This is a genomic window from Streptomyces sp. RP5T (genome assembly GCF_003933965.1).
GTDB lineage: Bacteria > Actinomycetota > Actinomycetes > Streptomycetales > Streptomycetaceae > Streptomyces.
The window spans coordinates 1-4,053 of record NZ_RSAJ01000697.1 but is presented as its reverse complement, the minus strand read 5'-3'; the positions used below and the strand labels follow the sequence as shown (position 1 = coordinate 4,053).

Genomic DNA, 4,053 nt, shown 5'->3' with positions numbered 1-4,053 from the left:
CCCCCACCCCTTTGCGCCGCGCGGTCCCCCCAGCCGTGCGTCGTGCCCTACCGAAAGCAGCACAACCATGAGCATCAGCAGGGGCAGAGGGCTGCAGGCCAATGCCCTCGGTACCTTCGACACCGTGGTGATGGCCGTCGCGGGCAGCGCGCCGGCCTACTCGATCGCCGCGACCACCGCGGTCCTGGTCGGCTCGGTGGGCCTGGCCAGTCCGGCGGCACTGCTGTACTGCGCGATACCCATGCTCGGCATCGCGCTCGCGTTCAGCTATCTCAGCCGCATCGACGTGAACGCCGGCGCCAGTTACTCCTGGGTGGGCCGTACGCTCCACCCCTTCCTGGGCTTCGTCTCCGGCTGGGCGCTGGTGATCTCGGCGACCATCTTCATGGTGGCCGGTTCACTGCCCGCCGGTTCGATGACGCTGGCCCTCTTCGACGAGGGCCTCGCGGACAACACCGCGCTGTCGACCGTTGTCGGCGCGGCCTGGTTCGTGCTGATGCTGCTCGTGGTGCTCGGCGGTGCCCGGCTCACCGTGCGCGCCCAGCTCGTCATGTCCGGTGTGGAGCTGGTGATACTGGCCCTGTTCGCGGTGCTGGCCCTCTTCCACACCGGCAACGCGCGCGCCTTCGAGTGGTCCTGGCTGGGCTTCGGCCACTTCGACGGCATGGCGGGCTTCGCGTCGGGCGCGCTGATCGCCGCGTTCTACTACTGGGGCTGGGACGTCACCAGCAACCTGAGCGAGGAGACCCGCAACAGCCGCCGTACGACGGGACTCGCGGGGCTCATCGGGGTCGGCATCGTCTTCCTGCTGTTCGAGGTGTTCACCATCGCGGTGAACGTCATCCTCACCTCGAAGCAGATCGAGGACAACGACGCCAACGTGCTGGCCGTGCTCGGCGAGGAGATCTGGCCGGGCTGGGGCGGCAAGCTGCTGATCGTGGCGGTGATGCTGTCGACCATCGCCACGCTGGAGACCACGCTGATCCAGGTCACGCGCTCGCTGTTCGCCATGGGCCGGGACCGGACGATGCCGTCGGCGCTTGGCAAGGTGCACCGCCGCTGGAACACCCCGTGGGTGGCGATCGTGGTGGTCGGCGTGGTGGCGCTGCTGATGTTCATCGCCTCCAACACGCTCGGTTCGGTGGGCGACATCCTCTCCGACGCCATCTCGGCGATCGGTCTGCAGATCGCCGTGTACTACGGCCTCAGCGGCCTCGCGGTCGTCGTCGCGTACCGCAAGATGCTGTTGAAGTCCCCGAGCGACTTCCTGCTCGGCGGGCTGTGGCCGCTGCTGGGCGCCCTGTTCATGTTCTGGATCTTCGTCGAGTCGCTGAGCGAGCTGAGCACCGCCGCGATCGCGATCGGTATCGGCGGCCTGGCCGTGGGGCTGGTCCCGATGCTCTGGTACTGGAAGCAGGGCAGCGACTACTACCGGCCCGCGCGACTTGACGCGAGCCGTACCGTCGAGGCGGACTACCTGCCCGACGGCGCGACGGCCGGGCCCTCGCTCGTCCACGAGGGTCTCCCCACCGACTTCTGAGGGGCTGTGCGATGGCGAGAGACCGTTTCACCCCCGAATTCGACCCCGACTGCGGGGACGTCCCGCTCACCAGCGCCCGCCAGGACATCGTCATCGGACGCTGGCAGGGCCTGCGGGAACTCCTGCGCGCCACGGGGCCCGACTGGCTCTCGCGGGGCCACCGGGTGCGGATGCTGGCCCAGGCCTGCGCGGGCAGTTCGACGGTGGAGTCGTGGCTGGCGGCCGAACCGCACAACGGGGACGCGCTGGTGCTGCGGGCGGCCACCGAGACGGCCCGGGCGTTCAACCTGGCCATCGCCGCGGGCCGGGGCGTGCCGATCGACCAGCGCCGCATCGATGCCGCGGTGATGGCCTGCCTCCAGGCGTCGGAGGCGTTCGTGGACGACCCGACGCCGTGGATCTCCCTGATCTCGGTGGCCAGGCTGTACCCGGCCGGCGTGCGGCGGCAGGAACTGGGGCGCTGGTGGGACGAGTTGCACGGGCGCGACCCGTACAGCGTCGAGGGACATCTGCAGGTACTGCACTACTACTCGGCCCGCTGGCACGGCTCGAACGGCCTGATGTACGACTTCGCCCGCGACGCGGCCGGGGTGGCGCCGCCGGGTTCCGCGCTGCCGGTGCTGGTGCAGTACGCGCGGGTCGAGGAGTACCGCACCGCGACGGACGCCGCCGAGGACCGGCGCACGTCGGTGGGGCTGGGACAGCACTGGAAGAACGACGGTGCCATCAGTGACGTACGGCGCACCTGGCAGCGCTGGATCGTGGGCCGCACCGAGCAGACGGTGGCCCCCGGGGAGCTGCGCGACCTCAACTACCTGACCCACGCGGCCTGCCACGCGGGCCTCGCGGAGATCGCGGTGCCCCTGCTGCGACTGCTGGACCGCCGCGGCACCCGCACACCGTGGTCGTACACCGGCGACCCGGAACAGCAGTTCACCAAATGGCGCAAGGAGTTCAGAGTGCGGGTCTGAGCCGGGCGGAGGGACGGCGGCGCTCAGGGCTCGAATCCCGCGTCCCGCAGGACGGCGGCCGCGGCACCTGGGCCGACCGGGGAGGGTGAGGCCGAACAGGAGGTGTTCGGTGCCGATGCAGTTGTTGCGGTGCTGGACGGCGGCCCGCTTGACGTGGGTCATGGCCGACCGCAGCCCCGGACATCGTCTCGGGGCCGTAACGCTTGTGGGGGGCGTGGAAGCGCTGCTGCACGGCTTGCCGGGTGACGCCCAGCGCCGCGCCGATGTCGGTCCAGGAAACGCCGTGCATGCGGCAGTGCTCGACGTAGTCCTCGACCAGGTCGGCGGCCGGGAGCTGCAGTTGGCCGGACAGTTGGGCGGCATTCGTCAACAGGGTGATGCAAGTCCGCCTTGACACGCTGGAGTTGTCAGGACGCGCCTGTCGCTTCGGCCGACGTCGTCGCCCGCCCCGTCGTCCACTTCTCCTCGATCCGGGCGAGTTTCCAGACCATCAGGGCGACGATCCACGTGGCGAGGAAGAGGGCCACGATGACGAAGCCCAGGAGGTTGAGGTCGAGGCCGGACGCCCAGGTCCAGAAGGGGCCTTGGAGGTGGAGTCGGTCGGCCAGCAGGGCCAGGAGTTCCGCGGTGCCGATGAGGAGGGCCACGGCGACCGAGAGGCCGGTGATCGTGAGGTTGTAGTAGACCTTGCGGACCGGCTTGGAGAACGCCCAGCCGTAGGCGAAGTTCATGAAGGAGCCGTCGATCGTGTCGAGGAGGGACATGCCGGCGGCGAAGAGGACGGGCAGGGTGAGGATCGCGTACCAGGGCAGCCCGGAGGCCGCGCCCGACCCTGCCAGGACCAGCAGCGCGATCTCCGTCGCCGTGTCGAAGCCCAGGCCGAACAGGAGGCCGAGCGGGTACATCTGCCAGGACCTGGTGACCGACTTCATGACACGGCCGAGCAGGCGGTTCATGAAGCCCCGGTCGTTCAGCTGCTCCTCCAGCGCGGCCTCGTCGTAGCGGCCGGAGCGCATCCGCCGGAAGACCTTCCAGATGCCCGCCAGGACGACCAGGTTGACCGCGGCGATGAGGTAGAGGAACGCGCCCGAGACCGTCGTACCGATCAGCGCGGTCACGTCGTGCAGACGGGAGTGGTCGTCGCGCACCGGGCCCGCGACCGCCTTCACTCCGAGCGAGAGCAGCAGTGCCAGGACGAAGACCACGCTCGAGTGGCCGAGCGAGAACCAGAAGCCCACCGACAGCGGCCGCTGCCCCTCCCCCATCAGCTTGCGGGTGGTGTTGTCGATGGCCGCGATGTGGTCCGCGTCGAAGGCGTGCCGCATCCCGAGCGTGTACGCGGTCACGCCGATGCCGACACCGAAGGACTTCTCCCCGACGCCGTAGTGGTGCGGGGCGACGATCACGACGAGGGTGAACCAGCCGATCACGTGCAGCGCCACCACGACCGCGGCCATGCCGCCCGCCCTGATCCACTCCTGCCGCGTCATGGAGCCACGGACGCGGTGCCATACCGAGCCCCTCGCGGGGGCGGTGGCGGGG

General features: G+C 69.8%; 4 protein-coding genes. 3 read left to right on the top strand and 1 reads right to left on the bottom strand.

Annotated features, from left to right (window positions below; genetic code table 11):
- Window positions 1-67: 67 nt before the first annotated feature.
- The 3 genes from EHS43_RS39410 (at window position 68) to EHS43_RS39395 (ending at window position 2,905) form a co-directional block, all read left to right on the top strand.
- Complete coding sequence (locus tag EHS43_RS39410; protein WP_125195376.1) at window positions 68-1,540, top strand: APC family permease; 1,473 nt, start codon at window positions 68-70, stop codon at window positions 1,538-1,540.
- An 11-nt stretch (window positions 1,541-1,551) separates the two neighbouring features.
- Window positions 1,552-2,511: a hypothetical protein gene (locus tag EHS43_RS39405; protein ID WP_125195375.1), complete on the top strand. Its 960-nt coding sequence runs from the start codon at window positions 1,552-1,554 to the stop codon at window positions 2,509-2,511.
- A 214-nt stretch (window positions 2,512-2,725) separates the two neighbouring features.
- Window positions 2,726-2,905, top strand: a complete 180-nt coding sequence (locus tag EHS43_RS39395; protein ID WP_125195374.1) for a hypothetical protein — start codon at window positions 2,726-2,728, stop codon at window positions 2,903-2,905.
- Window positions 2,906-2,918: 13 nt separating this feature from the next.
- Here EHS43_RS39395 and EHS43_RS39390 read toward each other — a convergent pair whose 3' ends face one another.
- Window positions 2,919-4,001, bottom strand: coding sequence for a HoxN/HupN/NixA family nickel/cobalt transporter (locus tag EHS43_RS39390; RefSeq protein ID WP_125195373.1), 1,083 nt, complete (start codon window positions 3,999-4,001; stop codon window positions 2,919-2,921).
- Window positions 4,002-4,053: the final 52 nt, after the last annotated feature.